This window comes from Sorangium sp. So ce426 (assembly GCF_051475585.1).
In the GTDB taxonomy this organism is placed as follows: domain Bacteria; phylum Myxococcota_A; class Polyangia; order Polyangiales; family Polyangiaceae; genus Sorangium; species Sorangium cellulosum_B.
In genome coordinates this window covers 7707734-7734412 of record NZ_CP150341.1, presented here as the reverse complement: position 1 = coordinate 7734412, position 26679 = coordinate 7707734, and the positions used below count along the sequence as shown (strand labels likewise).

The window sequence follows — 26679 nt, the reverse complement described above, 5'->3', positions numbered from 1 at the left end:
GGACCCGAGGCCGCGCAGGGGGGCGGCCTGCGCCACGGCGGCCAGCGCACGTGCAACCTGACCGGCACGGCGCGGGGCCCGGCAGCGGCGAGATGAGGCCCGCGACGTGTCGAGCAGCTCCCCGTCGAGCAGCCGTCCCCGGTGGGGCGAGCTGAGGCGACCACGACGGACGGGCAGCGGTCGAGCAGAGACGGTCAAGCAGAGGATGGCTGAGAGCGAACCTCGTGGGCCAGGGGAGATCGTGATTGACGCCGGGCACCTCGTCCCTCATGCCACCATGGCCTGCGCCACGAGCCTCCTCGTGTCAACAGCAGCATCCAGCAGCTCAATCCGGGGCGGATCCCCCAGAGAAGCATCCTCCGCATGGGCCGGCGCCGTTTCGCCCTCTTCATCTTCGCGCTCCTCGCCGCCGCCGCCGGCCTTGCAAGGCACGTGGTCCGCGGCCGGGCCGCCGCGCCGCTCGACCGGTTCCTCGCCTTGTCCACGGTGCTCACCGGGGTTGGCGACCTCGCCCGGGACCACGCGCAGATCTACCTCGACTGCCTGCTCGCACGTCCGGAGCAGGCCGCGGCGCTCGAGGACCTCTATACCAGGGTGGGGCTCGCCGGCGACGCTCCGGCGTGCCCCCTCGATGACCTGACCGCGCGGGGCGTCTTCGCCGACGCGCGCCTGCGGGCGCTCGCGGACGAGATCCTCCTGTTCTGGTACACGGGCCAGTACCACGCGGCCGGCGGGCGCGCGCTGGCGACCTACGTGGGCTCGCTCGCGTGGAGATCGCTCGCTTACACCAGCGCACCGGGCACCTGCGGCGGGGCGATGGGGTCCTGGGGAGAGCCGCCCGCGGGGTGAGGCGGCGGGGCGCGCTGCCGCCGCCCGGATGGAGCTCGGTATGGGGGACAGGCTGCAAGCGGATGTGGTCATCGTGGGCGCGGGCATCGCGGGGACGCTGGCCGGCTACCGGCTCGCGAAGGCGGGCGCCAGGGTGCTTGTGCTGGAGTCGGGGCCGCGGGTCGACCGCGACAGGGCCGCCAGCGCCTACCGGAGCGCCGTGGTCAAGACGCTGGAGGCCCCTTTCCCGCGCTCCATGGCCGCGCCTGCGCCCAGCGAGGGCGCTCCCCGCGGGTACTACGTGCAGGAGGGCCCGGACCTCTTCAAGAGCACGTACCTCCGCGTCGTCGGCGGGACGACCTGGCACTGGCTCGGGACCGCGCTCCGCTTCCTGCCCGACGATCTCCGGATGAAGACCCTTTATGGAGTCGGCGTCGACTGGCCCATCGGGTACGACGTGCTCGAACCCTGGTACGTCGAGAGCGAGATCGAGATGGGCGTGGCTGGCGATGACAGCCTCGGCTCGCCGCGCAGCGCGCCTTACCCCATGGCGCCCATCCCCCACAGCTACTCGGATCTGCGCATCGCCGACAGGATCTCGGCCCTCGGCTATCCGGTGACCGCGACGGCACAGGCGCGCAACAGCGCCGCGTACGGCGGCCGGCCCGCGTGCTGCGGCAGAAAATCCTGTATCCCCATCTGCCCGATCACGGCCCGTTATGACGCCTCGGTGCACGTGAAGAAGGCCGCGCTGGCCGGCGTGCGGATCGTGGAAGAGGCCATCGCCACGGCCGTCGGCATCGGCCCTGACGGGCGCGTGTCGCGTGTCCTGTTCAAGCGCCCGGACGGCACCGATCACGAGGCCTCGGGCAAGGTCTATATCGTGGCGGCGCACGGGATCGAGACGCCCAAGCTGCTCCTGATGTCCCGGACCGACGCGCTGCCGGACGGGGGCGCGAACAGGAGCGGCCAGGTCGGGCGCAACCTCATGGATCACCCCATCCAGCTGAGCTGGGCGCTCGCCGGGGAAGCGCTCGGGCAGCCCCGCGGACCGCTCTCGACGGGGGGTATCGACGCCACGCGGAACAGCGCCTCTCGGGGGGTGCACGCCGCGTTCCGCGTGGAGCTCGGCAACAGCGGGTGGCAGTGGCCGATCGGCGGGCCCGAGGTCGCCGCGGCCGATCTCGTGCGCAAGGGGCTACGTGGCCAGCAGCTCGCTGCCGAGCTCGCGTGGCATTGCACCCGGCAGCTCTGCGTGTCCAGCTTGATGGAGCAGCTCCCCGATCCCGACAACCGCGTCACGCCTGCCTTCGATCAGCGCGACGCGCTCGGGTTGCCGCGGCCGCGCCTTCATTACCGGATCGACCCCTATACCCGCGACGGCATGACGGCCGCGCGCGCGATCCACGACCGGATCTTCGACGCGCTCGGGGCCACGTTCCGCGAGCACCGGCTCGAGCACGAGGGCGCCGGGCACATCATGGGCACCTACCGGATGGGCGATGACCCGAACACCTCGGTGGTCGACCGGAATCTGCGCGCGCACGACCACGACAACCTCTACCTGCTTGGCAGCGGCGTTTTCCCCACCGGCGGCGCCGTGAACCCCACGCTCACCATCGCCGCTCTCGCGCTGCGCGCCGCGCATTCCATCGCGACCGCGCTCGGGCGCTGACCCCGGGCGTCGCGAGGAACATTGCCGGCGCTGGATGCAACATGTCGTACAGAGTTGTCTCCGCCCCGATGCGCCGCTCCCTCACCCTGGGCATGCTCGGCCGTTCGGTATCCCGGGGGGTAGGTCATCTTGGAATTTTCGCGGACTTGTGGTCTGAGATCAAACGGCCGGTTATGCGCGCTTCATGTCGCAGAGGCACCCTGTCGTATCGGCGCCGCAGCGGTCAGCCGGCCGCTCGTCGAGAGATCTCGGATCTCAACCGAGCAGCGCCTCGAGCGCGCCCCGCGCCCGGAGGTCGGTGAAGCTGTGGGTCGGGGCGCATGCGGCGAGCTCTGCGAGGGCGTAGGTGCCGGTGGCCACGGCGATCGACTCGGCGCCGATCGCCCGGGCCGCCGCGATGTCCTTCGGGGTGTCGCCGATGACGACGACGCGGCACGCATCGAGCGGCGCCTCGAGCATCGCCGCCCCGCGCGCCGCGCCGATGCGCAGGAGCTCGTCGCGGCGCTCGTGGTCGCAGCCGAAGCCGCCGAACGCGAACCGATCGTAGATGCCGACCCGGGTGAGCTTCGCCTGCGCCCCGGCGCGGACGTTCCCCGTGCCGAGGCCGATGGCGCACTTCGCGCGCCGGGCGGCGGCGTCGAGCGCCTCGATGACGCCGACGTGGACCCGGGTGTCGCCGGCGAGCGACATCTCCTGCGCGAGGATCTCGACGTAGATCGCGAGGAGCGCGTCGATGGCGTCCTCCGTGGCCTCGCGCCCGACCGTCTCGAGCCCTGTCCGGATGATGGCCCGGTCGGTCATGCCGGCAAACGAGAACGCCGCGCACGCGTCGCGCCGGTCGGCGTACCGGGCGAACGCGTGCTCCATGGCGCGCCGGCCTGCGCCGCCGGTGGAGAGCAGGGTGCCGTCGATGTCCCAGAGGAGCACGGTGGGGCGCATGTCCCCATGGTATAGACCGGCGCCGCCTCAGGGCGAGCGCGGAAGGGCGGCGGGCGCGACGGCCTCGTCGCGGCCTCGACAGGCGGCTGGGCCGGGGACCGGGCGTCCAGCCAGCGGAGCGCCGGTCCGCCCGATCGCGGCGCGGCTGTGACGTCGGCGCGGGGCTTCCAGCGGCTGGTCGAGGGGCCGCTGCGTCGGCCGCCCCGCGCCAGCTTGTCCAGGCTGGGAATTTCTGGAGCGGCGGCTCACCCAGGGTGAGGAGCCGCCCCGCCAGCTCACCCAGGTTGAGGCGCCAGCGCACCCAGGTTGAGGAGCGGCGTCGCGTTGAGGCGCCAGCGCACCCAGGTTGAGGAGCGGCGTCGCGTTGAGGCGCCAGCGCACCCAGGTTGAGGAGCGGCGTCGCGTTGAGGCGCCAGCGCACCCAGGTTGAGGCGCCAGCGCACCCAGGTTGAGGAGCGGCGTCGCGTCGAGGCGCCAGCGCACCCAGGTTGAGGATTTTTGATTTTTGGAGCCTTAGCTCATCAAGCGCGAGAAATTTATCTCGATCGATGCAATGCAATGTGCTCGTGCTGGTGTCCAGCCTACATATTGAGTGGTTCGAACGCAGCTGTTCGGTGATCTCGGGCGTCAGCTGGCCCAGGGTGAGAACACAGTCAAAATTTTGGAGCGAAATCTCACCTAATGTGAGAATTTTTGTTCGATGAACGCAATGCGTGTCGCGGATCCTGGCACGTTCTTGTCGTGTCGCTCGTCCTCACATCTTCTGTTGGTGTCGAGCGTTTCGAGCGCAACCGTGCGGTGATCTCTGGTAAGAAAGGCGCTGGAAATCGAGAGAGCGCGTTGCCCGAGCTCCCGTGCCCAGCCTCGACCCTGAGCCCGAGGCGCACCGCGCCTGCGACGCCCTCGCGAACTCTGCAGGGCGACCTCGCCGCGCGGAGGACCCCCGGAACACAAGATCATGCGATGCCCGCCGCTCAGCCCGATCACCGCGCTCCTGCTGCTGCTCACCTGCGCAGCGCCGGCGACGGCAGCGCCGCTCCCGCGGCGGCCGCCGCCGACCGGGCCTGACGGCTACAAGCGTCGGTTCAACGAGAACTGCGAGGGGGGCATTGGCTTCGCGGTACGTGTCAACTGGGCACTTGCAGCGACGGCCGGCGGAATGGGCCTGAGCCGAAGGAGGAGAGATTCGCTGCAATCCAGCCGCGAAGGAGGAGGGGCCTCACCCGAGCAGAACTGGCGGCGCAGCCGTCTCTCACAAACACATCGGAGGGTGGAGGAAATCATGCGCGACATCATGTGGCTGGCTTTGATCACCGTCCTGGGTCTTTCCGGGACTGCGTGTGGCCCGGACGAGTACCGGCCCCTTGCGGAGAACGAGGCGGTCGTCTTCCGGGTCTACGGATACAACGAGCCGATCGTCCGCGATGGCGCCGAGTACCTGGGCGAAGCGGAGGCCTTCGTCCGGAAGGTGGACGCCAGCAGCGCGTTCGGCGTCCGAGACCCCGGGGACGGGGAGTACCTCCCCGACAGGTTCATCGTGAGCAACGGCTCGGAGGAGGCGGAGCTCGCCTGCTACTGGTGGCATGACAGCAATCCGGACGACGACCTCATCGCCGCCAGGTGCCGCGGTTATCTCAAGCACGCCGAGCCGGGCCGCGCGATCCGCGCCCGGTTCAACGATCTCGACGGCTGGGAGATCGTGATGCCCGAGCTCTCGGAGCTCACGTCTCCCGAGCCGGAGAGCGTGTTCAGCCTCGGCTCCGGCGAGGATCTCGTGCTGGCGTGGGAGCCGCTGGGCAAGGACGACATGATGAGGTGGTCCATCGGACCTGTCAGCTTCGATGAGCCGGGTCCCTGTCTGGATGACGTATCCTGGGTCGACTCGTCGGGGGACCTGGACGACACCGGCTCGTTCACCGTTCCCGAAGGCTCGTACCCCACGGGGCTCCCCGCCGAAGGGTGTCAGGCCTTCGTGCGCTTGAGCCGCGGTCGGGACGGGACCATCGATCCTGCCGCCCCGGAGGGCGTGATGTTCGGCATGCAGGTCTACAAGATGCGGATGACGCTGAAGCCGTAGCTCCGTCCGGCAGGCGCGCGCGCAGGTCGGGCCCGCCAGATCTTCGCCGGCCTTTCGCTGGCGCAGCGAAGGGAAGAGCTCCTTACTATCCAGCGGCCTGCTCGGCGGAGAGCGCCGGCGCTCGCCTCCTGCTTCCGCCGATGTCATCATGGCGCTCATGCCCCCCGCGCCGGCGATCCAGCGAGAAGACCTTGTGGGCGGGGGCCGAGCGATCTTTTGCTGCCGGCAGCCCTCACCGGTGCAGCCGGTCATGCGGGCGCCCGTGACCCACGCCTTCGCCGCGCTGGCGTTCTACACGAGCGGCGCTTCTCGGATCGATCAGCGCGGTCGATGGAACGTCGAGGCCGGAGACGTCCTCCTCGTGCCTGCCGGACAGCCGCACCGCTCGATCGAGAAGGCGGCCCCGGACTGGATCGGCGTTGGCTTCTGTGTCCCCTGCTTGGCCGCCGAGGAGGCGGGCAGCTTGCTCGAGCCGTTCGAGCGCGTGCGCTCCGGCGCGTCCCCCGTCGTCCGGGTGCCCGCGGATCGTCACGCGCACATCGACATGCTCCTCCGCGAGCTGATGCGCGCGACGGAATCGCGCGATGGCGGCGCTCCCGACGTCGTCCAGCGGAGCCTCCTTGTGCTCATCCTCGACGAGGTTCGGCAGGCCGCGCGCTCGCAACACCCTGCCTCGCCGTCGCCGGGAGTCGTCGTCGATGCCCTTCGCTTCATCGAGCGAAACTGCCTTCGGCCGCTCTCGCTGAAGGACGTCGCGCGAGCGGTCGGGCGGAGCCCGGCGTACGTGACGACGGCGCTCTCCCGGGCGACGGGCCGGAGCGCGGTCGAGTGGATCGTGGCCGGGAGAATGGCGGAGGCTCGCCGCATCCTCCTCCACTCCGACGAGAGAGTCGAACTCATCGCCGAGCGCGTCGGCTACGCGGACGCGACGCACTTCATCCGCATGTTCCGTAGAGAGCACGGGGCGACGCCGGCGGCGTGGCGCGCCGAAGCGCAGAGCAAGGGCCGCACGCTCACCCAGGAGACGGTGTCCGGCCGCACACGCTGAAGACGAGGTCGCCGACGAAGGTGGTATTGGCCTTCGTCCGTTCGGCGGCGAGGCGTTCTTCCAGGGTGTCCACGTCGACCTCGGCCTCCGACGCCACGCCTTGCTGGACGATCCGCGGGAGCATCGCGCGAACGATGAGCGCGAGCGGATGCTGGAGCTTCGGCGTCTGCACGATGGCCTCGGCCCTCACGAGCTGCACGGTCAGGCCCGCTTCTTCGAAGACGCCCGGCATCTGGAGTCCCATGTGGAGGCTCGCGCCCTCACGCTCGACGGTCCGCCAGATCCACTGGTGCAGCTGGCGATGTAGATCCATGGGCACGAGGCTGCCCTGGCCCATCGTCGGGTCGTTCTCCTGAAGCAGGATCAGGCCGCCGGCGCGCACGGCGCCGGCCATGGCACGGACCGCGGCGACAGGATCCGGCTGGTACATGAGCACCCTCCGGCCGACGGCGGCATCGAAGCGCTCGGCGGTGGGGGAGAGCGCGCCGAGGTCCCGCTCTTCGAAGGCGACGTGGCGGAGTCCCAGCTCGGCGGCCCGCCGGCGAGCCACCGCGATGGGCGCCGGATCGCGGTCTACGCCGAGCACACAACCCCCTTCGCCGACGATGCGGGCGACCATGAAGCTCACGTCGCCTCGGCCGCACCCCACGTCGAGGACGCGCATGCCGGGAGCGATGCCGGCATCGCGCAGAAATCGTTCGGTCATGTCGTTGACCAGGTCTGTCATCGTCGACTCCGCCAGCTCGTGTCAGCTCGCCCGTCGTTGCTGGTTTCACGCCGGGCTCGTGGGTCAGCATCCCTGCTGTCTGCGGGACTGTACGGGGTGTCTGTCCTGTGCGGCAGGGCGTGTCTTTGTGCTGGATCGGCGTGGTTTGCGATCGGTCACCCCGCTCGGCCCCGCGCACCGCGGCTCAAGTTGCGCTACTCCTCCACCTAGATGGTGCTCCAACCGATTCGCGTGCCCGCGCTCGCCCTGGTGGCGGCGCTTGTCTTCCTCGGATCTCCGGCGTGCAAGAAGGGCGGGGAGGCCTCGCCCGAGCAGGGGCGCAAGCCCGCGAAGCAAGGGCTCAGCTTCCCGGTCGAGGTCGTGCCCGTCGCGGCGGAGCGGGTCGAGTACGCCGTGCCGGCCGTCGGCGCGGTCGAGGCGTTCGAGCAGGTGCAGCTCACCGCGCGCGTCGCCGGCGTCGTCGAGGCGGTGCGGTTCATGGAGGGCGCCGAGGTCAAGGCAGGGCAGGTGCTCGTCGAGATCGACCCGGCCCGGTACAACCTCGCCGTCCGCGCGGCGCGCGCGACGCTCGAGCGGATGACCGCCACCCAGGCCGAGGCCGCCGCGGGGCTCGAGCGGCGCGAGGCCGAGGGCGCCGACGGCGTCTTCAGCAAGGAAGACGTCGCGTCCTGGCGCTCGAGGGCGGCGACGACCGCCGCGCAGGTCGCCGAGGCGAAGGTCGCCGTCGACCAGGCGCTCCTGAACCTGCGCGACGCCTACGTGCGCGCCCCCATCCAGGGGAAGATCCAGACGCGCACCGTGCAGACCGGCCAGCACGTGCCTGTCGGCACCGTGCTCGCGACGCTCCTGCGCCGCGACCCGCTCCTGCTTCGCTTCCAGATCCCCGCCGCCGACGCCCCGCGGGTCAGGCCCGACATGGAGGCGCGCTTCACGGTGAAGGGCGACGCGCGGACCTACAACGCCAGGCTGACGCACGTCGCCGACGCGGCGGATCCGGCGACGCGCATGGTCGCCGTGACAGGCGAGGTGCAGGGCGAGGGCAAGGAGCTGCTCCGCCCCGGCACCTTCGCCGAGGTGACCGTGCCCGTGGGCGCGAGCGGCGACGCTCCCGTCATCCCACTCACGTCCGTGCGACCGAGCGAGCGGGGGTTCCTCGCGTACGTGGTCGACGGCACCACCGCGCGCGAGCGCGTGCTCTCGCTGGGCCTGCGCACGCCCGACGGGCGCGTCGAGGTCAAGTCGGGCCTCTCCGTGGGAGAGCTCCTCGTGGCGCGTGGCGCGGAGGCGTTGCGCGAGGGGGCGCAGGTCCGCATCGCGGCGCCCGGCAGCGTGCCGGGAGGCCAGGCCGCGGGCCACCCCCCCGAGGGAGGCGCAGGCGCCAGCGCGTCCGCGGCCGGCGCGTCGCCGCCGCCCGCCGCGTCGTCCGGCGCGTCGCCGCCCGCCGCGTCGTCCGGCGCGTCACCGCCCCCCGCCTCATCCGGCGCGTCGCCGCTGACCGCTCCCGCCAGCTCGTCACGGAGCGTGCCGTGAGCCTCACCGAAGCCTGCCTCAGGAAGCCGGTCTTCGCCTGGATGCTGATGGCCGCGACCATCGTCTTCGGCCTCGTCGCCGTGTCGCGCATCGGCATCAGCCAGTTCCCCGACGTCGACTTCCCCACCATCACCATCTCCGCCACGCTGGAGGGCGCCGCCCCCGAGATCATGGAGCACGACGTGGTCGAGCCGCTCGAGGAGGCGGCCGTCCAGGTCGAGGGGATCCGATCGATCACGTCGACGTCGCGCCAGGGGAGCGCCTCGGTCACCATCGAGCTCGACCTGTCGCGCGACGTCGACGTCGCGCTCCAGGACGTTCAGACGAAGATCTCCCAGGCGCAGCGGCGGCTGCCGCTCGACCTCGACCCGCCCGTCGTCTCCAAGACGAACCCGGAGGACCAGCCGATCATGTGGGTCGGGCTCTCCGGCCCCTTCTCTCCCCAGCTCGTCGCCGACATCGCGCGTTACCGGCTGAAGGAGAAGCTCCAGACGGTGCCCGGCGTCGGAGAGCTCACGCTCGGCGGCTACCTCGAGCGCAATGTCCGCATCTGGATCGACGCCGATCGACTCGCGGCGAAGGGGCTCACCGTCGCCGACGTCACCGAGGCCCTGCGCCGCCAGCACATCGAGCTGCCCGCCGGCCGCATCGAGACCGAAGGGCGGGAGCTCAACGTGCGGGTGATGGGCGAGGCGCTCGATCTCGCGACCTTCAAGCGGATCGTCCTCCGCGAAGGCAACGCCGTCGCGGCCGCCCAGCCGGGCGCGGCCCCCCAGGCGGCGGGGCCGCCGTCGTCGGCGCGCGCCACGGTGTACCTGGAGGACGTCGCGCTCGTCGAGGACGGCTTCGAGGACGTGCGCCGCCTCGCCCGGGTGAACGGGGAGCCGGCCCAGGGCCTCGGCGTGAGGAAGCAGCGGGGCTCGAACGCGGTCGAGGTCGCCCGGGGGGTCCGGGCCGCGCTTGCCGAGGTCCAGAAGTCCCTGCCCGAGGGGATGGAGGTCGGCGTGAACTTCGACTCGACGAAGTTCATCGAGGAGTCGGTCCACGAGATCGAGCTCGAGCTCGGCATGGCCATCGCGCTCACGGCCCTCGTCTGCTGGATGTTCCTCGGCTCGCTCTCGAGCACGCTCAACGTCGTCCTGGCCATCCCGATGTCGCTGCTCGGCACGGTCGCCGCGATCTACTTCCTCGGCTTCACGCTGAACACCTTCACGCTGCTCGGGCTCTCGCTCGCCGTCGGCATCGTCGTCGACGACGCGATCATGGTGCTCGAGAACATCCACCGGCACGCCGAAGGGGGGAAGGACCGCGTCCGCGCCGCCCGCGAGGGCACGGCCGAGATCACCTTCGCGGCGCTCGCCGCGACGCTCGCCGTCGTCGCGATCTTCCTCCCGATCATCTTCATGGAGGGGGTGGTCGGCCGGTTCTTCCTCCAGTTCGGCGTGACCCTCTGCATCGCCGTGCTGCTCTCGTACCTCGAGGCGATCACCCTCGCGCCCGCCCGCTGCGCGCAGATCCTCGACGTCTCCCGCGAGGGCCGGAGCCGCCTCGGGCGGCTCGTCGATCGCGGCTTCGAGGCGCTCTCCCGCGGCTATGGCTGGCTGCTCGCCCGGGCGCTCCGGTTCCCGGTCGCGGTCGTCCTGCTCGGCGCGCTCCTCTTCGCCGGCGCGATCGTCGCCATGCAGCGCCTCCCGACGGAGTTCGTCCCGTCGCAGGACCAGGGGCGGCTCCTTGTCCGCCTGCAGACGGCGGTCGGCTCGGACATCGAGGAGACCGACCGGCTCTTCCGCCGCGCCGAGGCGGCCGTGGGCGCGCACCCGGCGGTGGAGCGGGTCTTCGCCGTCGTCGGCGGCTTCGGCGGAGGGGGCGGCGTCAACACGGGCATCCTGTTCGTCACGATGAAGCCGGCGGACGAGCGGGCGCTCTCGCAGGCCGATCTCCAGGGCGCGCTCCGCAAGGAGCTGAACGGCTACCCCGGCCTGCGCGCCGTCGTCCAGGACCTCTCGCAGTCGGGCTTCACGGCCCAGCGCGGGTTCCCTGTCGAGTTCTCGATCCGCGGCCCCGACTGGGACGAGCTCACGAAGCACAGCGAGCGCATCCGGGCCGAGCTCGCGCAGAGCGGCGTCGTCGTGGATCTCGACTCCGACTACCAGCTCGGCATGCCCGAGCTCCGCATCGTGCCCGACCGGGCGCGCGCCGCGGATCTCGGCGTGAGCGTCGAGGCCATCGCGACGACGCTGAACACGCTGATCGGCGGCGGGCGCGTCGCCAAGTACAACGACAGCGGGCGCCGCATCGACGTCCGCGCGCGCCTGCTCGCGGAGCAGCGGAGCCGGCCCGAGGATCTCGCGCGCATCCAGGTGAGGAGCGCGTCGGGCGCGCTGGTCCCGCTGACGTCGGTCGTCACCTACGACGAGCGCCCCGCGCTCCAGGCGATCACGCGGCGCGACCGCGAGCGCGCGATCTCGGTCTTCGGCAACGTCGCGCCGGGGCGCTCGCAGGGCGAGGCGGTGGCCCGCGTCGAGGAGCTCGGCCGGGACCTGCCGGCCGGCTACCGCCTGGTGCTGGGCGGCGCGAGCGTGACGTTCCGCGAGTCGATGGGCGGCCTCCTCTTCGCGCTGGTGCTCGGGATCCTCGTCGCTTACATGGTGCTCGCGTCCCAGTTCAACTCGTTCCTGCACCCGGTCACGGTGCTGACGATCCTGCCGCTGTCGATCGCGGGCGCCGCCTTCGCGCTGCTGCTGACGGGGCACACGCTCAACATCTTCAGCATGATCGGGATCCTCCTGCTCATGGGGATCGTGAAGAAGAACTCGATCATCCTCGTGGATCACGCGATCGAGGTGAGGCGCGGGCACGGCGAGGGGGCAGGGGAGGTGATGGACGCCCGCGAGGCGATGCTCCGCGCCGGCCCGGTGCGGCTTCGCCCCATCCTGATGACCTCGATCGCGACGCTGATGGCCGCTGTCCCGTCCGCGCTGGCGCTCGGCCCCGGGGCCGAGATCCGGGCCCCGATGGCCGCCGCGGTGATCGGCGGCCTCGTCGTCTCGACGGCGCTCAGCCTCCTCGTCGTGCCGGCGTTCTACGTGGTCGCGGACGACCTGCGGGCGCGCCTTGCGCGGCTCCGGCGGCCGGGGTCCACGGCCGCCACGAGCTCACTTGGGGCCGTGGATCGGTGACCAGTCGGGGGGCGGGTTGAAGGCGAGGTCGATGAGCGATCCGAACGCCTCGCTCGTCAGGACGGTGGCTCCCGCTTCCACATCGCCGCCCGCGACGAGCTCGGCCTTGGCGATCGCCGCCGCCGAACCGGCCCGGGAGGGCAACCACAGGTTCCCCTGCTGATCGAAGGCGATGCTCTCCGGAAGCGCCAGCACCCCCACTCCGAGTTGAACCTCCGGGGTGAGCTCCGCTGACGCTTCGAGATCGCGGGGCTCGAACTTTGCGATGGTGTTCGAGGCCCAGTAACCCACCCAGAGCGCGCCCTGCTCGTCGAACGCGAGCCCCGTCGGCTGGCCCAGCGGCCCGATCACCGGCTCGGGGGTGAGCGCCTTCAGCACCACGTCGGCGGGATCCCCGTCGTCCGCGGCGAGCCGCTCGGCCGCGTACATCAGCACCGCGTCCTGCTCGGCGCTCGCCACCCACAGGTTGCCCGAGCCGTCGAACGCGAGCGCTTGGACGTTCTCGATCTCGTCTCCGGTGATGGTCACGGAGGGCTCCACCACGCCGGAGCCTTCGAGATCGGCCGCGTCGATCCTCAGCAGATGGTCGCGGATCCCGACCCAGAGGTTGCCCGCCGCGTCGAACGCGAGGCCGCCCGCGGCGCAGGGGATGACGCCCGCGCACACCTCGGACACGTCGAGCACGCGGTCAGGGGCGGCCTCGCTGCTCTCGCCCAGCGTGTCGACGAGCCGCGCGGTGATCTGGCCCGCGTTGGCCGAGACCCACAGGTTGCCGGCCCCGTCGAAGGCGATCGCGCCCTGGTTGATGATCTCGGCGCTCCCCTGGAACGCGACGCTCGGCGTGACCTCGCCCGACTCGAGCAGCGCCTCGCCGTCGAGCGCGCCGACCAGCTGGTCGCCGTTCTGCGCGGTGAACCAGAGCTTGTGGCTCCCGGGCGTGGGCTCGTAGTTGAAGGTGACCTCGGTGGTCGCGCCGTCGGCGACGCAGGCGGTCTGCTCCGGGTCCTCGGGCCGATAGACGAAGCCGACGCGTTCGCCGTCCGGGTAGTCGGCCACGCTGCTTGCGCGCAGCGTGTACTCACCCGCCGGCGTGTCGAGGGACGCGCTCGAGACCACGCGCTCGTCCGGCGCTCCCGGCGAGGTCACGGCGACGTCTCCGGCGTCGTTCGGGCTCACGATCTCGACGTCGAGCGTGCCGTCGCCTCCGGCTTCGCAAGCCGCGCCGCCACCTGCACCGCCGCCGCCGTCACCGCCCGAACCCGCCTCCGACGGGTCGCCGCCGTTGTCCCCACAGCCCACGGAAACCAGCGCCGCGAGCAGCACCCAGGAAAGTCGTCTCATGGGTCACGAGTCTAGGAACCCCGGGCAAACACCGCAAAGGGCGCGTGCCCCCCCGAACGCTCGATTTCGAAAAAAAAGCGTGGATCCGCCGCCGATCCTCCCGCCCCTGGGCGCTCCCGTGTGATCTGGACGTCCGCGCCGGGGTGCGGCGCGGCCGGCTTCAATACTCCACCGTCCCCTTGAAGAACAGCGCGCGCCCAGGCTTCTGCGCGCCGAAGAAGTCGTACGCTCTGGCGTCGGTGAGGTTCTGCAGCTCCATGCTGGAGCTCACCTGAACGACGCTCCGCACGAGGTAGGTGAGCGCGATCGAGTGAATCGTCTGGCTGTCGATGATCTGCTTGTCCTTGCGGAACCCGGCGCTCTCCCAGCCGCGGAAGAAATCATGGACATAGCGGGTGTTCCAGGTGAGAGACAGCTCGTCGTTCACGGCGTTCACGCCGGAGAACTGGAGCCGCAGGGAGGCGTTGGCGAAGAGCCACGGGCGATTCGGGATGCGATCCCCCTCGAACTCCGAGAACTCACCCTCGTCGGATGTGTTCCTGAACTCGACCCACGTCATGTTGCCGTCCAGCCAGAGGTAATCGCCGGGCGATGTCCAGCCGGCGGCGGCCTCGACGCCGAGCGATCTCGCTGTATAGACGTTCATGTACTTGCTCAGGTTTGTGTTGACCGGCTGCAACGCGATCAGCTGCTGCGTGCCGCGGAGAAAGCCGTTCAGCTCGCCACGAAACGCTCCTGCAGCGGTGTCCTTGGCGTCGATCATGACGCCGATGTTGGCGTTGTGGCTCGTCTCCGGCTCCAGCGCGAGGTTGGGCACGATGGCGGTCCCGCTGCCGAAGACCTCGTCCGGGCGGGGCAGGCGTGTGGCGTACTCGTAGGATGCCTTCGTCCAGAGCCAATCGAGCGCGCGGAAGCGCAGCGCGTCGCCGAAGCCCTGCGTGTGTGTGGCTCGCTCGACGGGCGTGATGGCGCCCCCGGGGGACGTGCGCTCGCCCGACGCCCGGTAGAGGTAATCCTTGGCGAAGAGGACGTTCTCGATGCGGCCGTCGAGGGCGGTCAGCTTGTGGTCGATCCCGCCGACGACCGTGAAGAGCTCGCGTTCGACCGACAGGGGATCACGGACCGCGGACGAGGTGTGCAGCCGGTTCCTTCCATCGCGCGTGGAGAAGCCCGGAGATACGGCGACGTGCAGCTCTTGACGGTACGGAAGCGAGTAGCTCACCTCCAGCCGACCGTGGACGCGGTGCTCCAGGTAGGTCGCGTCGGTCGCGTCGCCGATCTCGGCGAGCGGCTGGCTGCTGTCGAGGCGGGCGACGCGCCGGCCGAACCAGTCGACCCGCCACGGTGATCTGTCGACGAAATCGATGGTTCGGCGCGTATATCCGCCGAGCAGGGCCAACCTGAGGCCGCGGACGAAGAGATTGGGCTTCTCGTAACGCAGGGTCCCCCCCTGCGCGAGCTCTCCCGACGTCACTTCGCCGTAGGGCACCTCCATCACGGGATTGTTCTGGAGCTCCTTGTCGTGATCGGCCACGAAGAGCCGGAGGAGCAGCCGCTTCGCCCACGGCCTGTCGATGACGCCGAGCTCCAGGTTGCCGCCGTAGGCCCTGTAGTCGTCGTGGAAGCGACGTACGCGCGCCGGATACGGCCTTCCGAGCTCGTCGGCCGCCGTGACGTCGACGAGGTAGTTGTTCTTGGTGGCGTCGAAGAAGGCGCTGGCGCTCGCGAAGACGCCTGTCGGCTCGAAGAGATGCCGGCCAGAGGCGGTGAGCCGGTGCGTGCCGAAGGACCCCAGCTGGTACGAAGCTGCGGCGCGCGTGCCCCTGTAGCCTTGATCCGTCACGAGGTTCACGGCGCCGCCGAGCGCATCGGCGCCGAAGCGGATCGGGACCACGCCGCGGTAGATCTCGACCCGTTCGATGAGGTTGACAGGAACGTTCTCGAGGCCGAGCCCGTAGCCGGCGAGCTCGAGCGGGACGCCGTCGAGGAAGAAGCGCACCTGGTCGTCCGTGAGCCCGTTCAGCGAGAAGCGGGCCCTCGTGCCGAGCCCGCCGCCACGCCGCACGCCGACTCCCTGGCTGCGGCTCAGGACCTCCCCGAGGTCGGCGCTCTGGCGCCGTGCGTCCTTGGTCTCGATCACGTGCACCGCCTCCGCGGACCGGCGCAGCTGATCGGCCTTTGTCTCGCCCTGCACCTGCACTTCGATGGGGCGTAGAGGAGGCCCTCCTGCCTGGGGGGGCGGAGATCCGGCCTTGTGCTCCGTCGCGGCCGGTCCTCCCGGGGGCGTCCCCTCGGGGACATTCGAGGCCCCGCTCGGCGGCGCCGGCTCGGGCGCCTCGGTCGCCGGTTCCAGGCGGAACGCGTAGTCATAACGGATCTTCGCCGCGACGGGCCGCCCCGCCCGGCGCGCCGGCTCGAACCGGAACCTGAGCGCGGCGCCCTGCGCTGCTTCGTCGAAGCCGTACCCCTGCGGCTCGATCACCTCGGCCTTGATGACCGCTCCCTCGCTGTCAATCGTGAGGTGGAGCGGGACGACGCGTTCGAGCCCGGCGGTCTTGGCCTCGATCGGATACTCCGCTGGCACGAGCTCGAGGAGACGGGGCATCTCCACCTCGGGCCTGGACGGCGCAGCCTCGGCCGCCGGTGCTTCCGGCGCCGGCGGCGGAGGTTCTTGCGCCGACGCGTCCTGGAGCGCCAGAACGACGGCCGGCACCGCCATCAGGGCGAGGCATCGCTCGATAGCGCGTGGACGATGAAGCGGCTGTGGGGTGGGTCTGCAGGAGCCAGACCTGCGCATGTGACGGCTCATCGCAGGCGAGCGAACATCGTCACGAAGCCGTTGAAGGTGAACGTCGGCACAGGCTCGGCCGCGCTCGTCAGATCGAACAGCGTCGTGTCACGCCTGAACGTCGGGTCGGTCGGCTGTTTTCCGATGCTGGCAAAGACCTGCCCCTCGGGCAGCTCGTAACCGTTCGGCCCTGATGAGCTGAACCAATCGATCGAGCTCACCTCGCGCCCCGCGCCCGTCTCGAGGTCGATGTTCCACAGGCGCCAATCGTTCGCCGCTTTATCCCAGAGCTCCGAACGATCCGTCACGTCCACCCGCTCTTCGTAGAGCACCTGGACGTACGCGGTGCCGCCCGGGCCCTGCGTCCCACAACAGCCGATGCGCCCGCCGGTCGCCTCCGAGATGTTCAGCAGGAAGTCCGGATCGAACTCGTCTTCGCCGGCGCGAATGCGCAGCGCGCACGCCGGGATCGACGGGTCGGCCGCGTTCACGTTGAGGATGGCCGCCGAAGGGAAGAAGTACATGTCTCCCGAGGGCGTCATGGCAGAGGACTCCAGGCCGACGCAGCGGGTATCCGTGATCAATTTGACGACCTCATCGCGCGCCGTGTCGATCACCAGCATCCCCGGCGTGGAGTTGAGCTGCGTGTCGTTGCTGTACCAATCCACCGGCACGAACAGGAGGTCGTCGCGTTCCCGCGCGGCGTCGCGATCGGTGAAGACGTAAGGCGTGAACCCTTCGCGCTGGATGAGGGAGATGTCGATCCGCGTTCCGGTCAAGATCATCTCCGCCGGGTCCCAAACGAAGATCGTCGACAGGTCGACGTCGAAGGTATATGCCTTGTCATCGCTCAGGACGATGCTTCTGCCGCGTCTCGAGCCGAGGGCGGAGAAGTCCAGGGCAGGGCCTTCCTGGAGACCGCCGTCCGCCGTGGCGGTATAGCGGGTGATCCGCGGGGCTTCCGAGCTGTAGACGAAGACAGAGTCCTTGTGAGCAAACGGATAAATCAGGCCCTGGAACTCGATCCCGTTCTGAAGAACGTCGATCTCCTGCTTCTCGGTGCTCGACACCGTGAGAAGGTAGGTCTGGCACGACTCGGTCCCGCAGAGCCCCGACGCGGCGGCGTAGAGCGGCCCGTCGCCGCCCCCGGTCCCCGTGGTCCCCGTCCCCGGGCGATCCGCGTCGGGATCGCCGCTGCATCCCACTACCGCGAGGACCGCGACGACTGCCCCCATAACGTGGCGTGACTGGTTCATTGCTGGGTTTTCCGGGTGGGCTGGGTGATCTTACTGAAAATGACAGTCAAATTCACACGGAACGTATTGTTCCTACATGCTGCTCGCCTCGGCGTCAACCGGGAATTTCGTCCACCGGAGGGGGCGGTTTCACCCCGATCGGCGCTCCGTGAACCGCCTTCCCGCGTGTCACCGCCGCGCCGCCGCGGCGCGCTGCGAGCGCCGATGACGGCGCCACCCGGCGAGCGCCGCGCGACATGTCCGAGGAGGGCCGCAGCCGCCGGAGGCCCGACAGGGCGGCGCACCTCCTCGGGAAGGTGATCTTGATTTTTGCTTTCAAATTGGCTACGGCCAAACTCGTCCATGGACGTCAGCTCGGTTTCCTGGCGCCTGCATCCCGAGCCGCGGGTCGGGTCCAAGATCGACGGGGGCGGGCGAGATCCTTCCGCGCTTCGGAGCCCGCTTGCAGGCGTGTTGACCTCCCTGCGTGCCGGCGTGCACGCGCCGGCACGCGCTCAGGACGGCGGCCTGCCGGCGGGGCGCGCGGGGGAGGGCCGTGAGGCGAGCCCGCGCGCGCCTGCTGTCGGCGCGACGGGGGGCGAGCGTCCGCCGGCCGCCGGGGCGGCGGAAGCAGCGGGCCATCGACGTGGACGGCGGGGGCTTCACCCTCGGCGAGGAGAGCGGCTCCACGGAGAGCGCGCTGCTCGAGCTCACGGCCGAGTGAGGCCCGACGATGGGCCTGACGGTGCCGGGGTGCCTGCACGGGTTGGCGAGGGGGAGCTGAGGTCGCGCGGCGCGCTGCGCGACGGGACAGGGTGACTCGCGATGGCCAAGAAGCTCTCCCGACATGCCTTCACGACCTTCTGGGACGTGCACGCGTGGGCAGGTGTGATCGGTGGGCTCTTGCTCTATGTGATGTTCCTGACGGGGGGGATCGCGCTCTTCCGAAAGCAGCTCGAGGTGTGGGAGGAGCCCCTGGCCCAGCAGCGCTCCTCCGTCGAGCAGGCGGGGCTCCAGGCCACGCTCGATCTGGGGCTCGCCGCTGCCGGCACGGCACCGGAGGAGATCTGGTTCGACCTGCCGGCAGGCGGGCTGGGCGCCGCGCGGCTCGCGTATTCCTCGCAGGGCGAGGCGGTCTCATCGTGGGTCCACGAGGGGCTGGTGCCCGAACGAGAGTGGCTGTCCGCCTTCCTTTACCGGCTGCATTTCCTCCAGCACCGGGTGACGGGCGTCTGGCTGTTCTACACCGCCGGTCTCCTGTCCGTCGCGCTGCTGCTCGCGCTGGCGACCGGCGTGCTCATCCACCTGAAGGACCTCGTCCGTCAGTTGCATCAGTTCCGACCGGACAAGGCGCGACGTGTCCTGTGGTCGGACATGCACAAGGTGCTCGGCGTGATGGGCCTGCCGTTTCAGCTCGTCTACGCTTATACGGGCGCGTTCCTGGTGTTCGTGGGGTCGCTCGTGCCGGTGTTCACCGGGCCCGTGTTCGGTGGAGACGCGGGGCGGGCGGACCGGGCGGTCTGCGGGGTGCCGTTCGTTGATCTGCCGGCGCGCGGTGCGCCCGCGCGCGGTCTCTCGCTGGACGAGCTCATGGCCCGCGCGCGCGCCGCGGAGCCCAGGCTCGCCCCCGAGGGGTTTTATCTCCGCCACCACGGCCTCGACAGCGGGACCGTCGATATCCGCGGAGCGATCGAGGGCGTCCCGTTCGGGCGAGGCGTCGTGCGCCTGCGGGCCATCGACGGGGCGGTCGTCGCGCGCGACGCGCCGGGCGCCGAGGGCGCGCGCAGCGGCGTGTTTCGCTGGATCTATGGCCTCCATTTCGCCGATTTCGGCGGCGCCACGCTTCGCGTCGTGTTCTTCGTGCTCGCCCTGGCGACGTGCGCCACGATCCTCACCGGTAACTGGATCTGGCTCGCTCGACGGGAAGCGCGGCGAGAGCGGCTCGGCAACCGCCTCCTCGCGCGGCTCACCGTGGGCTTCGGCGCGGGGACCTTCGTCGCGATCGCGGCGCTCTTCCTGGCGAGCCGGGCGTTCCCGCTCGACTGGAGCCACCGCGGGGCGGCCGAGGAGCTGACGTTCGTGGGGGTGCTCGGGCTCTGCATCACGTGGGCGCTCGCCGCGCGTGAGGGCGGGCGCCTCTGGTGGCAGCAGCTCGGGCTCGCCGGGCTCTTGCTGCTGCCGGTCCCCGCGCTCGCGGCGCGCTGGTCGGGGGCGGGGCTCTTCGGCGCGGGGCCGAAGGTCGGAGCCGTCGTCGCCGTCGACGTCGCGCTCCTGATGACGGCTGCGGCGCTCTGCGCGTCGGCCTGGGCGCTCCGCCGGGCGACCTCGCGACCTGCGGTGCAGCTCCTGATGACGCGCCGCGCGCCGCCTTCGCTGGCGCACGGCGCGGCGGGGCTCGTGGCCAGGCGGCAGGCGGCACCTCATGGTTGAGACCGCGTCGGTCCTCTCGGCGTACCTCGCCTTCGCGTTGCTCCACGGGGCGCGGCCAGAGCGCCTCCCGCTCGTCATCGCGGCGCGGCTGCGCGCGTGGCGCGCTTGGCGCGCCGCGGCCCGGGTCCTCTCCGTCGCCTCCTTCTCGCTGTCGGTGTGGCTGTGGAGCCGAGCCGAGGCCGGCGCGGCGGCGTACCTCGTCCCCCTCGCGGCGCTCCTCTGCGCCGCGAGCCTGTTCGTCCTGCTCGCGCCCGTGTGGCCGCGCGTCGTCTGGGGCCTCGCTTTCCTGTGCCCGCCGGCCATCGCCGCGCTCTCGCTCCTCGGAGCGCGCCATGGCTAGCCACCGCCTCGCCCGGCTCGACGGCACGCTGCGCGTGCTTGCGGCGCTGATCGGGACCCTGCCGCTCGCCGTCCTGGGCGGCGTATGTCTCGCGCGGTTCGCGCCGCTCGCCGAGGCCACGCGATCCGCCCTCGGCTTTGCGCTCGTGGTCCCGCTCTGGCTCGCGGCGATGTGCGTCGCCTTCCTGGCCCGCAGCGCGGCCCGCGCGTGGAGCGTCTGCGCGGCGATCGGCGCCGTGCTGCTCGCCCTGGCCTACGCGGTGCCGCCGTGACAGGCGCGCCCCCTGGACACCCCGCTTCCGGCGCGCCTAGCCTGCACCAGGTTCGGCGAGAGACCGCATGACCGCTCCCCAGAATCCCCTCATCCACGATCGCGACGTCGAGTTCCTTCTTTACGAGGTGCTCGACGCGCCGCGCCTCTGCGCGCTCCCCTATTTCGCCGATCACGCGCGCGACACGTTCGATCTCTACCTCCAGAGCTGCCGGCGGTTCGCGCGGGAGGTGCTGTTCCCGACCTACAGGCAGGTCGACGAGGCGCCGCCGCGCTTCGAGGGGGGCGCCATCGCGGTGCACCCCGCCATCCAGCGGGTCTTCCGGCCGATGGTCGAGCTCGGGGTGCTCACCGCGGCGCGGCCGGCCGCGGTGGGGGGCCAGCAGCTCCCGCTCGTCGTCGCCACGCTCGCGGGCGCCTACCTGCAGGCGGCGAACCTGAGCGCGTGCGGCTACCTCAGCCTGACGACCGGCGCGGCGCACCTCATCGAGACGTTCGGCGACGACGCCCTGCGGTCCACCTTCATGACCCGGATGTACGCCGGCGAGTGGACCGGGACGATGGCGCTCACCGAGCCCCAGGCCGGATCGAGCCTCGCCGACGTGCAGGCGAGCGCGGTGAAGACCGACGCGGGCCACTACCTCGTCCGCGGGTCGAAGATCTTCATCTCGGGCGGCGACCACGACCTCACCGAGAACATCGTCCACCTCACGCTCGCGCGCATCGAGGGCGCGCCTCGGGGCATCAAGGGCGTGAGCCTGTTCGCCGTGCCCAAGCGGCGGCCCGAGGGCGGGCAGCTCGTCCCGAACGACGTCGAGGTCGCCGGCATGATCCACAAGCTCGGCTGGCGCGGGCTCCCCAGCCTGTCGCTCAGCTTCGGCGAGAAGGGGGACTGCCACGGCTACCTCGTGGGCAGCCCCCACCAGGGCGTCGCCTGCATGTTCCAGATGATGAACGAGGCCCGCATCCTGGTCGGCGCGAACGCCGTGGCGACCGCCTCCGCGGCCTACCACGAGGCGCTCGGCTACGCGCTCGTCCGGCCGCAGGGCCGGCCGCTCGGCGCGAGGGACCCGGGGGCGCCGCAGGTGCCCATCATCGAGCACGCCGACGTGCGCCGGATGCTGCTCCGGCAGAAGGCCATCGTCGAGGGCGGCCTCGCGCTCGTCTCCACGACCGCGCTGTACGCCGATCTCGCGGCGCACGCCGCGGACGCGGCGGAGCGGGAGCGCGCCCAGCGGCTCCTCGACCTGCTCACCCCCATCGCCAAGACCTTCCCCGCCGAGAAGGGCTTCGAGTCGAACGCCCTCGCGCTCCAGGTCCACGGCGGCTACGGCTACTCGAGCGAGTACCTCCCGGAGGCCTGGCTCCGGGATCAGAAGCTCAACGCGATCCACGAGGGCACGACGGGGATCCAGGGCCTGGACCTGCTCGGCCGCAAGGTCGTGGCCGGGAACGGCGCCGCGCTCATCGCGCTCGGCGGCGAGATCCGGCTGGCGATCGCCCGGGCGCAGCGGGCCGGCGTCGAGCCCGCGTGGGGCGAGCGCCTCGGCGCGGCGCTCGCGCTGCTCGGCGAGGTGACGGTGCAGCTCGCCGAGGCGGGGATGCGCGGCGACACCGAGCGGATGCTGCGGCACAGCGCGGATTACATGGAGCTCGTCTCCGTGGTCGTGGTGGCCTGGCAATGGCTCGCGATGGCCGCGGCCGCCCGCGAAGGGCTCGCCAGGGGCGCCGCTCCGGCCGACTTCTACGAAGGCAAGCTCTGCGCGGCGCAGTACTGGCTCTCGACGGAGCTGCCCCGGGTCGAGGCGCTCGCCGCGCTCTGCCGCTCCGGCGAGGACTCGTACGCCAGGATGCAACCCGGGTGGTTCTGAGGCGGGCGCGCGGCCCCCGGCCTCCCCGGCACCCCCGGGTGCTTCCGAAGCGGCGGCCCTCGGCTTTCTCGCCGCTCGGACGGCCCGCCGGCGCCTCGTTGGTGAGTTGGCTCACGGCCAGCGGTGCGGCGGATCGCGCGGGGACGAAGCAGATCGGCTGCTCCTCGTCGCTGACCGGCTGCTCCAGGTATGTCCTTGGAGCAACATCTTGGAGAGCTTACCTTGTTCCGGCCGGGTGCTTACGCTACCTGATTGACGCCACCTTCAGGGGTGGCCGGACAAGGGCAGGGCAGCGGGTTACCCAGGCGCGCTCCTTGCTTGACAGGCGACCCAGGATTCCTCCACCAGGAGAGCGAGATGCACGTCCCGACGACGGCGATCCGGCCTCAGCTCGATATTCGTGCCCAGGCGCCCGTGCCCACGAAGCACGGCGTCTTTCAGATGTTGGTGTTCCACTTCGGTGGGACGACGAGCCCCGACCAGGGGCTGTCTCCCGATCACGTCGCGCTCGTCATGGGCGACGTGCGCGGCCGGTCGGACGTGACCCTGCGCGTCCACTCCGAGTGCCTCACGAGCGAGGTGTTCGGCTCCCTCAAGTGCGACTGCCGCGAGCAGCTCGAGGCGGCCCAGGCCGAGATCGGGCGCCGCGGGCTCGGCGTTGTGCTCTACCTCCGGCAGGAGGGGCGCGGCATCGGGCTCGCCAACAAGATCCGGGCGTACCAGCTCCAGGCGTTCGGCCACGACACGGTCGACGCGAACCGCATCCTCGGCCTGCCGGACGACGCCCGCGGCTACGAGCCCGCGGCCGCGATGATCGAGCACCTCGGCATCGAGTCGATCCGGCTCCTCACGAACAACCCCGACAAGGTCGACGCGCTCCGCGCGCTCGGCGTCCGGATCGCCTCGCGCTCGGCGGCCATCGTCCCGGCCAACCCGTTCTCCGCGCCCTACCTCGAGGCGAAGCGCCTCCGCATGGGCCACGTCATCCCGTCGCTGCGGGACGGCGAGGGCGCCGCGGTCAGCGACGCCGAGTAGCCGCGGCGGCTGATCTCAGCCCCGCCGCAGCGCCACGGCCGCGGCGCGCTCGAGCACGCGGAACGTGAAGCTCTCGGTGAGGAAGAGCTCGACGACCTGTCTGTCGTGCCCGTCGTAGCCGATGGACAGGTCTTCCCCCACGGTCAGCTCGAAGTCGCCGCCTCGCGTGCTCAGGAGCACGCCGCCTTCGAGCGCGGGCGCCCACACGATCGGCCCGTCGATGAGCTGGCGCTCGATGTGCTTGAGGAGCGGATAGCCGTCCTCCGCGGCCGCGGCCAGCTCGTCGTACGCCTTCGGGCCCAGCGCGAGCGCATAGGGACCGTCGACGCCCGCGGCGCGGAGCACCTCTCTCGCCGCCACCACGGCGCGCGGCCACGCCTCCGGCGCGGGGATCACCACGGGGTTGTGCGGCGAGACCTCCAGGATCCCTTCGATCCCGGCGGCCGCGAGCCCGTTGAAGATGGCGCCGTCCTCGAAGCGCGCGGCGTGCTCGGCGGCGCGCACGACGTCCTCGATGTTGGGCTCCTGCGCGCCGCGCCCGACGGCGTCGAGCTCGGCGAGATCGAGGCGGATGGGCGCGCGGAACTCGACGAGCGGCCGCACGAGGCGGACGGCCGCGCTCACCGAGGACGCCTCCTTCCGCTCGATCGCGCGCAGGCGGCCCGTGTTGACGGCGGCGTATTCCCAGCCGAACGGGCCGCGGAAGTCCACGACCTTGCGGCCGGCGAGGTGCAGCTTGAGCACGCGCGTCGCCTCGTGATCGATGAGGTCCCACGCGGCGGGGAGGATGGGAGCGAGCTCGCGCTTGAGAAGATCCATGATCATGCCCCCTTCAGGCTCCCGATGCCGAGCGCGCCGCTCGGCGGCGCCGTGGCGCCCGTCTTCGCCGCGGCGCCGAGCTTCGCCGCCTCCTCGGCCGCTTCCACCTCGGTGATCGGCCCCTGGCTGTTGAGGTAGATGTCGATCTTCTCCTGGAAGACGCGATCGTTCCGCCGGAGCCACTCGAGGTTCATCATCGCGTGCTCCACCTCCTCCTCGAGGTGGTGGAGCAGCACGGCACGGAGCTCCGCGTCCGAGCACGCCTCGGCGCGCTGCTGGTACCAGTCGATCGCCTCGAGCTCCTCGATCAACGAGACGATCGCGCGGTGCCGTTCCTTGGTCGCCTCGGACAGGAGCTCAGGCAGCTCGTGGTAGTTCTCGCTCGACACGTCGCTTCGTCCTTCTGCCTAGGCGCTCTTTCGCGCCGTTTGCACCTGGAACGCCACGATCTCCGGCTCGACGTTCGAGCGGCCGCAGGCCGTGCACTGGACCGTGCGCTCCCGCTTCAGGCGCTCGAACTCGGAGAGCGACGCGACCACCTCGAACTCGGCGCCGCAGTCGTTGCACTTGAACTCGTACGTCGGCATGGGGCTCCCTGTCCTGTAAATGTGAACTGAATCACATACGTGGGCACAAGCGAGATCCGTGCCCTCCCAGGATTCGAGCCGACCCAGGTTGCAGCCGGACGAGCACGGGTGTCTCCGGCGTCGCGCGAAAATGACCTGCGCGGTCGCTGCCGGAGGCCGAGCTACAGCCGCGGCCGGAAGCTCGGGCCGGATCGCCGATGCGCTCGCCGCGCGGCTCCGGCGCTGGGAGGTGTGATCCCGGCGGGTCGGCCGGTCGCCTCGCTACCGGCCCTCACCGTGCGTGAACAGCACGGGCCGCGTCGACCTCGCCCGCTTCTGGTCGGTCATCTGCGCTTCTCGGCGACGCCATCCACGTGCGATAGGGCGATTCCGGGCCTACTTCTTCGCCGCGTCCTTCAGCCGCGCCTTGAGCCGCGTCGCGTAGCCCTCCTTGTTCTCCTGCTTCACGCGGCCGATCGCCAGCGCCTCGTCCGGCACGTCGCGGGTGACGGTCGTGCCCGTCGCCACGTAGGCGCCCGCGCCGATCTTCACCGGGGCGACGATCTGCGAGTCGCTGCCGATGAAGGCGCCGGCGCCGATCTCGGTCCGGTGCTTCCGGAAGCCGTCGTAGTTGCAGAAGATCGTCCCGGCGCCGACGTTCGCGCCCTCGCCGATGTCGCCGTCGCCGAGGTAGGCGAGGTGGTTCGCCTTCGCGCCCTTCCGGACCACGGTCTTCTTGGTCTCGACGAAGTTGCCGATGTGCGCGTCGGCCTCGATCTGGCTCTCCGGGCGGAGGTGCGAGAACGGCCCGATCTGCGCGCCGGCGCCGATCGACGACTGCGAGGCGACCGTGTACGGCTTCACCGAGGCGCCCGCCTCGACGACAACGTCCGTGAGGACCGAGCCCACGTCGATCCGCGCCCCCGCGCCCACGCGCGTCCGGCCCCGCAGGACCACGGCGTGCTCGATCACGGCGTCCGGCTCGACGACCACGCCCGCGTCGATGCGGGCGTTCGTGCGGATCGTGACGCCGCTCTTGCGCAGCCGGTCGGCGATGCGGCCGTGGAGCACCTCCTCGGCGGCGGCGAGCTGGGCGCGGTCGTTGATGCCGACGAGCGAGCCGACGTCCCTGGCCACCACCGCCGCCGCGCCGCCGGCCTTCGCCGCCTGCGCGACGATGTCGGTCAGGTAGAGCTCGCCCTGCGCGTTGTCCGTCGTCAGCCCGGCCAGCGCGCGCCCGAGGAACCCGCTGCGGGCGAGGTACACGCCGGGGTTCACCTCGGTGATCGCGCGCTCCTCGGCCGTCGCGTCCTTGTGCTCGCGGATGCCGATCACGCGGCCCGACGCGTCGCGAAGGATCCTGCCGTACCCCGTCGGATCGGAGACCTCCGCGGTCAGCATCGCGATCGGCGCGTCGCCCGCGCGGTCGAGCGCCCCGCGGAGCTGCGTGAGCTGCTCCGGATCGAGCAGCGGCGTGTCGCCGCACAGGATCAGGATCGCCTCGGAGGTCGCGTCGATGTGCGGCATGGCGCACCGCACCGCGTCGCCCGTGCCGCGCTGCTGGGCCTGGAGCGCGGTGCGGACCTTCTTCCCCTGGGCGCCGAACGCCTTGTCCAGGGCCGCAGAGACCTCTTCGCGGCCGTGGCCGACGACGACCACGACGTCCGAGGCGCCGGCGGCCAGCGCCGCGTCGACGACGTAATGGAGCATCGGCCGGCCGCAGAGCTCGTGGAGCACCTTCGGTCGGGCGCTCTTCATCCGAGTCCCTTGTCCAGCAGCGAGAACGACAGCGGTGAGCGGGGTGGGTTGGGTCGCCATCGCTCCACAGCGTATACCCACGAGCCCGCCGCCGTCCTCGTCGCAGCGCAGTGAGCCTGGAGAACACGCGCTCCGGCGTCGCCCACCTGACACCCGCAGGGGCGCCAAGCCCCTACGCACCTGGAGTGGAATAGTCTACCCTGGAGGCAACTGGGGGAGGTTG

At 71.0% G+C, this 26679-nt stretch carries 21 protein-coding genes; 12 read left to right on the top strand and 9 right to left on the bottom strand.

What is annotated here, in order from left to right:
• Window positions 1-363: 363 nt before the first annotated feature.
• Entirely contained in the window at window positions 364-849 is a 486-nt protein-coding gene (locus WMF44_RS28685; RefSeq protein ID WP_437293232.1) for a sugar dehydrogenase complex small subunit, read from the top strand.
• Between the two features lie 40 nt (window positions 850-889).
• On the top strand, window positions 890-2503 hold the full coding sequence (locus WMF44_RS28680) for a GMC family oxidoreductase (protein ID WP_437293231.1): 1614 nt from the start codon (window positions 890-892) through the stop codon (window positions 2501-2503).
• A 255-nt stretch (window positions 2504-2758) separates the two neighbouring features.
• On the opposite strand, the gene WMF44_RS28675 is transcribed toward WMF44_RS28680, so the two are convergent.
• The gene (locus WMF44_RS28675; RefSeq protein WP_437293230.1) at window positions 2759-3442 is read right to left on the bottom strand and encodes an HAD family hydrolase; all 684 of its coding nucleotides are present in this window, start codon (window positions 3440-3442) and stop codon (window positions 2759-2761) included.
• Window positions 3443-4724: 1282 nt separating this feature from the next.
• Here WMF44_RS28675 and WMF44_RS28670 point away from each other — a divergent pair.
• Both WMF44_RS28670 and WMF44_RS28665 read left to right on the top strand, forming a co-directional pair.
• Window positions 4725-5519: a hypothetical protein gene (locus WMF44_RS28670; RefSeq protein ID WP_437293229.1), complete on the top strand. Its 795-nt coding sequence runs from the start codon at window positions 4725-4727 to the stop codon at window positions 5517-5519.
• Window positions 5520-5769: 250 nt separating this feature from the next.
• Window positions 5770-6567 (top strand): helix-turn-helix domain-containing protein, encoded by a 798-nt coding sequence (locus WMF44_RS28665; protein ID WP_437293228.1) that lies wholly within the window; start codon window positions 5770-5772, stop codon window positions 6565-6567.
• Here the strand turns inward: WMF44_RS28665 and WMF44_RS28660 are convergent.
• A complete protein-coding gene (locus tag WMF44_RS28660) occupies window positions 6533-7273 on the bottom strand; it encodes a methyltransferase domain-containing protein (protein WP_437293227.1) in 741 nt (246 codons plus the stop codon). The genes WMF44_RS28665 and WMF44_RS28660 overlap by 35 nt on opposite strands.
• 231 nt (window positions 7274-7504) lie before the next feature.
• On the opposite strand from WMF44_RS28660, the gene WMF44_RS28655 reads away from it, so the two are divergent.
• Both WMF44_RS28655 and WMF44_RS28650 read left to right on the top strand, forming a co-directional pair.
• Complete coding sequence (locus tag WMF44_RS28655) at window positions 7505-8824, top strand: efflux RND transporter periplasmic adaptor subunit (RefSeq protein WP_437293226.1); 1320 nt, start codon at window positions 7505-7507, stop codon at window positions 8822-8824.
• Window positions 8821-12003 (top strand): efflux RND transporter permease subunit, encoded by a 3183-nt coding sequence (locus WMF44_RS28650; RefSeq protein WP_437293225.1) that lies wholly within the window; start codon window positions 8821-8823, stop codon window positions 12001-12003. The genes WMF44_RS28655 and WMF44_RS28650 overlap by 4 nt, the downstream gene beginning before the upstream one ends.
• Here the strand turns inward: WMF44_RS28650 and WMF44_RS28645 are convergent.
• The 3 genes from WMF44_RS28645 to WMF44_RS28635 form a co-directional block, all read right to left on the bottom strand.
• Complete coding sequence (locus WMF44_RS28645) at window positions 11980-13344, bottom strand: Vgb family protein (protein ID WP_437293224.1); 1365 nt, start codon at window positions 13342-13344, stop codon at window positions 11980-11982. The two genes, WMF44_RS28650 and WMF44_RS28645, sit on opposite strands and share 24 nt — an antisense overlap.
• A gap of 160 nt (window positions 13345-13504) precedes the next feature.
• Window positions 13505-16063 (bottom strand): TonB-dependent siderophore myxochelin receptor MxcH, encoded by a 2559-nt coding sequence (gene mxcH, locus WMF44_RS28640; protein ID WP_437293223.1) that lies wholly within the window; start codon window positions 16061-16063, stop codon window positions 13505-13507.
• Window positions 16064-16149: 86 nt separating this feature from the next.
• Window positions 16150-17367, bottom strand: a complete 1218-nt coding sequence (locus WMF44_RS28635) for a hypothetical protein (RefSeq protein WP_437293222.1) — start codon at window positions 17365-17367, stop codon at window positions 16150-16152.
• Between the two features lie 556 nt (window positions 17368-17923).
• On the opposite strand from WMF44_RS28635, the gene WMF44_RS28630 reads away from it, so the two are divergent.
• The 6 genes from WMF44_RS28630 (at window position 17924) to ribA (ending at window position 23313) form a co-directional block, all read left to right on the top strand.
• Complete coding sequence (locus WMF44_RS28630) at window positions 17924-18091, top strand: hypothetical protein (RefSeq protein WP_437293221.1); 168 nt, start codon at window positions 17924-17926, stop codon at window positions 18089-18091.
• 101 nt (window positions 18092-18192) lie between these two features.
• Complete coding sequence (locus WMF44_RS28625; protein WP_437293220.1) at window positions 18193-19797, top strand: PepSY-associated TM helix domain-containing protein; 1605 nt, start codon at window positions 18193-18195, stop codon at window positions 19795-19797.
• Window positions 19790-20137, top strand: a complete 348-nt coding sequence (locus tag WMF44_RS28620) for a hypothetical protein (protein ID WP_437293219.1) — start codon at window positions 19790-19792, stop codon at window positions 20135-20137. Before WMF44_RS28625 ends, WMF44_RS28620 begins: the two co-directional genes overlap by 8 nt.
• Window positions 20130-20408, top strand: a complete 279-nt coding sequence (locus tag WMF44_RS28615; RefSeq protein ID WP_437293218.1) for a hypothetical protein — start codon at window positions 20130-20132, stop codon at window positions 20406-20408. Before WMF44_RS28620 ends, WMF44_RS28615 begins: the two co-directional genes overlap by 8 nt.
• 67 nt (window positions 20409-20475) lie before the next feature.
• Entirely contained in the window at window positions 20476-22278 is a 1803-nt protein-coding gene (locus WMF44_RS28610; protein ID WP_437293217.1) for an acyl-CoA dehydrogenase, read from the top strand.
• A gap of 357 nt (window positions 22279-22635) precedes the next feature.
• Window positions 22636-23313, top strand: coding sequence for a GTP cyclohydrolase II (gene ribA, locus WMF44_RS28605; protein ID WP_437293216.1), 678 nt, complete (start codon window positions 22636-22638; stop codon window positions 23311-23313).
• 15 nt (window positions 23314-23328) lie between these two features.
• On the opposite strand, the gene WMF44_RS28600 is transcribed toward ribA, so the two are convergent.
• The 4 genes from WMF44_RS28600 to glmU form a co-directional block, all read right to left on the bottom strand.
• Window positions 23329-24132: a family 1 encapsulin nanocompartment shell protein gene (locus tag WMF44_RS28600; RefSeq protein WP_437293215.1), complete on the bottom strand. Its 804-nt coding sequence runs from the start codon at window positions 24130-24132 to the stop codon at window positions 23329-23331.
• A 2-nt stretch (window positions 24133-24134) separates the two neighbouring features.
• Window positions 24135-24521 carry an encapsulin-associated ferritin-like protein gene (locus tag WMF44_RS28595; RefSeq protein ID WP_437293214.1) on the bottom strand — a complete coding sequence of 129 codons (387 nt, stop codon included), beginning with the start codon at window positions 24519-24521 and terminating at the stop codon, window positions 24135-24137.
• Window positions 24522-24539: 18 nt separating this feature from the next.
• Entirely contained in the window at window positions 24540-24719 is a 180-nt protein-coding gene (locus tag WMF44_RS28590) for an FmdB family zinc ribbon protein (RefSeq protein ID WP_437293213.1), read from the bottom strand.
• A 375-nt stretch (window positions 24720-25094) separates the two neighbouring features.
• The gene (gene glmU / locus WMF44_RS28585) at window positions 25095-26516 is read right to left on the bottom strand and encodes a bifunctional UDP-N-acetylglucosamine diphosphorylase/glucosamine-1-phosphate N-acetyltransferase GlmU (protein ID WP_437293212.1); all 1422 of its coding nucleotides are present in this window, start codon (window positions 26514-26516) and stop codon (window positions 25095-25097) included.
• Between the last annotated feature and the right edge of the window lie 163 nt (window positions 26517-26679).

Excerpts from the sequence above, each read along its gene's own strand:
- WMF44_RS28675 (WP_437293230.1), bottom strand. The coding sequence starts at position 3,442 with ATGCGCCCCACCGTGCTCCTCTGGGACATCGACGGCACCCTGCTCTCC.
- WMF44_RS28645 (WP_437293224.1), bottom strand. The coding sequence starts at position 13,344 with ATGAGACGACTTTCCTGGGTGCTGCTCGCGGCGCTGGTTTCCGTGGGC.
- WMF44_RS28610 (WP_437293217.1), top strand. The coding sequence starts at position 20,476 with ATGACCGCTCCCCAGAATCCCCTCATCCACGATCGCGACGTCGAGTTC.
- WMF44_RS28655 (WP_437293226.1), top strand. The coding sequence starts at position 7,505 with ATGGTGCTCCAACCGATTCGCGTGCCCGCGCTCGCCCTGGTGGCGGCG.
- WMF44_RS28625 (WP_437293220.1), top strand. The coding sequence starts at position 18,193 with ATGGCCAAGAAGCTCTCCCGACATGCCTTCACGACCTTCTGGGACGTG.
- WMF44_RS28660 (WP_437293227.1), bottom strand. The coding sequence starts at position 7,273 with ATGACCGAACGATTTCTGCGCGATGCCGGCATCGCTCCCGGCATGCGC.
- mxcH (WP_437293223.1), bottom strand. The coding sequence starts at position 16,063 with ATGGCGGTGCCGGCCGTCGTTCTGGCGCTCCAGGACGCGTCGGCGCAA.
- WMF44_RS28600 (WP_437293215.1), bottom strand. The coding sequence starts at position 24,132 with ATGGATCTTCTCAAGCGCGAGCTCGCTCCCATCCTCCCCGCCGCGTGG.
- WMF44_RS28670 (WP_437293229.1), top strand. The coding sequence starts at position 4,725 with ATGCGCGACATCATGTGGCTGGCTTTGATCACCGTCCTGGGTCTTTCC.
- ribA (WP_437293216.1), top strand. The coding sequence starts at position 22,636 with ATGCACGTCCCGACGACGGCGATCCGGCCTCAGCTCGATATTCGTGCC.
- WMF44_RS28665 (WP_437293228.1), top strand. The coding sequence starts at position 5,770 with ATGCGGGCGCCCGTGACCCACGCCTTCGCCGCGCTGGCGTTCTACACG.
- WMF44_RS28635 (WP_437293222.1), bottom strand. The coding sequence starts at position 17,367 with ATGGGGGCAGTCGTCGCGGTCCTCGCGGTAGTGGGATGCAGCGGCGAT.
- WMF44_RS28590 (WP_437293213.1), bottom strand. The coding sequence starts at position 24,719 with ATGCCGACGTACGAGTTCAAGTGCAACGACTGCGGCGCCGAGTTCGAG.
- WMF44_RS28620 (WP_437293219.1), top strand. The coding sequence starts at position 19,790 with ATGGTTGAGACCGCGTCGGTCCTCTCGGCGTACCTCGCCTTCGCGTTG.
- WMF44_RS28615 (WP_437293218.1), top strand. The coding sequence starts at position 20,130 with ATGGCTAGCCACCGCCTCGCCCGGCTCGACGGCACGCTGCGCGTGCTT.
- WMF44_RS28680 (WP_437293231.1), top strand. The coding sequence starts at position 890 with ATGGGGGACAGGCTGCAAGCGGATGTGGTCATCGTGGGCGCGGGCATC.
- glmU (WP_437293212.1), bottom strand. The coding sequence starts at position 26,516 with ATGGCGACCCAACCCACCCCGCTCACCGCTGTCGTTCTCGCTGCTGGA.
- WMF44_RS28685 (WP_437293232.1), top strand. The coding sequence starts at position 364 with ATGGGCCGGCGCCGTTTCGCCCTCTTCATCTTCGCGCTCCTCGCCGCC.